This is a genomic window from Candidatus Oleimmundimicrobium sp. (assembly GCF_030651595.1).
Lineage (GTDB): Bacteria > Actinomycetota > Aquicultoria > UBA3085 > Oleimmundimicrobiaceae > JAUSCH01.
In genome coordinates this window covers 1-2,766 of the sequence record NZ_JAUSCH010000009.1, presented here as the reverse complement: position 1 = coordinate 2,766, position 2,766 = coordinate 1, and the positions used below count along the sequence as shown (strand labels likewise).

Annotated in this window: 2 protein-coding genes; both read right to left on the bottom strand. The window is 51.7% G+C overall.

All coding sequences use genetic code 11. The annotated features are described in order from the left end of the window. Positions 1-381: 381 nt before the first annotated feature. Positions 382-1,311, bottom strand: a complete 930-nt coding sequence (murB, locus tag Q7U95_RS01275; RefSeq protein ID WP_308751468.1) for a UDP-N-acetylmuramate dehydrogenase — start codon at positions 1,309-1,311, stop codon at positions 382-384. Beyond that, complete coding sequence (murC, locus tag Q7U95_RS01270) at positions 1,289-2,734, bottom strand: UDP-N-acetylmuramate--L-alanine ligase (RefSeq protein WP_308751467.1); 1,446 nt, start codon at positions 2,732-2,734, stop codon at positions 1,289-1,291. Before murC ends, murB begins: the two co-directional genes overlap by 23 nt. Between the last annotated feature and the right edge of the window lie 32 nt (positions 2,735-2,766).

Below are 2,766 nucleotides of genomic sequence, written 5' to 3'. Positions count from 1 at the left end.
GACTGCTGAGAGATAATGCCGTTCAGGGCATGGTGAACAGACCACATACGGCCGCCCCTGGAAAGAAACCACTCGCTGCCCGACCAGAAAACCATGAACCAGGGCTCCAGCGGAATAAAATCAATCTCGAAAAAACCCGGCTTACGCATCGACATTTTCACGGTCACCGGGGCCACCGACATTATTGAACGCTTGATCCTGCCGCTGTTTGCCAGAAGAACCGGCCAAAACCGGTGCGATGCGGAATCGATTCTTTGCCAGAAAAAAACGTCCGGCAGAAGCGCGAGCGACTCAAAACTTGCTCCTCGGAGACGAAAAAACTGGTACCAGTTTTCTGTACAGTATAACATCCCCGAGATAAAAGAAATAAGGATAAACGCTCTAATTAGGAATTTTCGCATTTAAGGAATTGCCAAGAAAACGGATTTCCGTTGCCAGGTAAACCCCTGAATTTTGGACCACTCTTGTCCTGCATCGGTCAATAAGGGATAAAATGTCTTTCGTTGAGGCAGAACCCCTGTTTTCGATAAAATTCGCATGCTTCATCGAAACTACGGCGTTTCCACATTCCAGTCCCTTGCATCCCGCTTCATCAAGAAGTTTCCCGGCGCTTGAGCCTTCCGGGTTTTTGAAAATGCAGCCTGCCGTTTTGACGCCACGGGGCTGCCCTTTTCGGTTTGAGAGAAAACCTCTAACTTTTTCTGCTATTTCGGATGGGTTCGATTTTTTGAGAACAAGCCTGCAGCCTGTTATCGCAACTCCCTCAAGACCAAGACTGGAAAAACGGTAGGAAAAATCAATTTCTCCCCTGGATCTATCCCTGACATTTCCGTCATCTTGAATGACTTTCACCGATCTGACCAGATCTCCGAGAGAGAGGCCTTCCGCACCGGCGTTGCCCGCAAGCGCTCCCCCCAAGGTTCCGGGAATACCGGCCGCGAACTCCAGACCTGTCCAGCCCCTCCGCAAGGACAAACCCAGCAGGGAGGCAAGCAATGTTCCCGATTCTGAATAAACAGTGACCGCATCACCAGTTTCCTCCCAAAAGACACCGTTCAGGCCGCTTGTCAGAATGGTAATGCCGGGCAACCCCTCATCTGGAACAAGAACATTGCTGCCTCCTCCCAAAAGCCAAAAAGGGGTGCCCTCTTCGCGGCAGAATGCCAGCAAAATCTCCATGTCCCGCTGTGTCAAAGGCCTGGCAAGACATTCGGCAGGGCCTCCAACTCCAAGGGTCGTCAGATCATTCAGGTATGTACGGAAGGAGAAAAGCGGCTTGAGCTCCCGGTTAAGCCTTGACCGCCATCGCATCGAGGGAAACGCCTTTCCTTTCAAGGCGCTGCAGAATTTTCTCGCTCACCATGCAGACGTCTCCGGCTCCGATAGTGGTTATTACATCGCCTTCCCTGACCGACGAGCACAGTTTGTTAACGACTTCATCCATGTCGCTGCAAAAATTATAAGCCCCATGCCCTTTTTGAACGACCAGATCGCCTATCAGGGTCGATGAGACCCCCTCTATCGGAATTTCATCAGCGGGGAATATCGGAAGGAGGTAAATGCCGTCCGCCATTGAAAGAACATCAGCAAACTCCTTATACATTGCGGCTGTCCTGGTGAAACGGTGCGGCTGGAAGACCGCCATCAGGCGTCTTTCCGGAAAAATCTTCTTCAGTGTGTTCAGGGTAGCGGAAATCTCCCTGGGGTGATGGCCGTAATCATCGAATACATCCACTTTAATGTCTGGAATTGAACCCATGTGCTGGAGACGCCTCTTGGCTCCCTTGAATGACCTGAGCGCCTGGGAAGAGACCTCTACGGGGATCCCGATGGCATATGCCGCAGCGCATGCGGCGAGGGAATTGAGGACATTATGTTCTCCTGAAACCTGCAATGGAACGTCACATACCGGTACTCCCTCCCTGTAAATCGTATAAGTCACGCCGCCTCCAGGGTTATGCCGGACATTCTGGGCTCCCCAATCCCATTTCGAGCCCCAACCGTAAGTCAAATGATTTCCGTTGATCCTGCCCTGAAGGAGCATGGAGAGCCCCTTGTCCTCTCCGCAGATTATTGCAGTCGCTCCTGTTGCCCGGTTCGACAGGAATCTTTCGTATGCCTGTAAAACTGACCCGAAATTGGGATAATAATCCACATGGTCCCAGTCGGCGTTAGTTACTATCGCAACCTGGGATCTGAAGAGTTCGAAAGATCCGTCGCTTTCGTCAAGTTCGGCCACCATATGCGCACCAGACCCGAGCTTGGCGTTTGCTCCAGTGTCGCAAAGCTCACCCCCGATCGCAATTGTCGGATCCATGCCCGCGTTTTCAAGGATGAGCCCTACCATGGAGGCTGTCGTGGTCTTGCCGTGAGTCCCGGCAATACCTATCCCCTTTTTCATATTGAAAAGCCAGCTCAAAACCTCAGCCCTCTTGAAGGTAAGAATACCGCGCCTTTGGGCCTCAAGGAGTTCTTCGGTCTCCGGGGGAATTGCACTGCTGTAGACCAACGCTTCAGGATTGAAGCGCTCCAGGTGGCTTTTGTCGTGTCCCAGAACAAAATCGATTCCGCTGGGGGCTATCTTATGTATGTAATAGGTATGTGATACATCACATCCGCTGACATTCATTCCAAGCTGGCGAAGAAGGAGAGCCAGTCCGCTCATGCCCGCTCCACCAATTCCCATAAGGTGGATATTTTTGAGGCTTTCGAATCGGCCAGCGAAGTTATTCAATTGAGACCTCTCCCTTCGGCGTTATGTAAGAC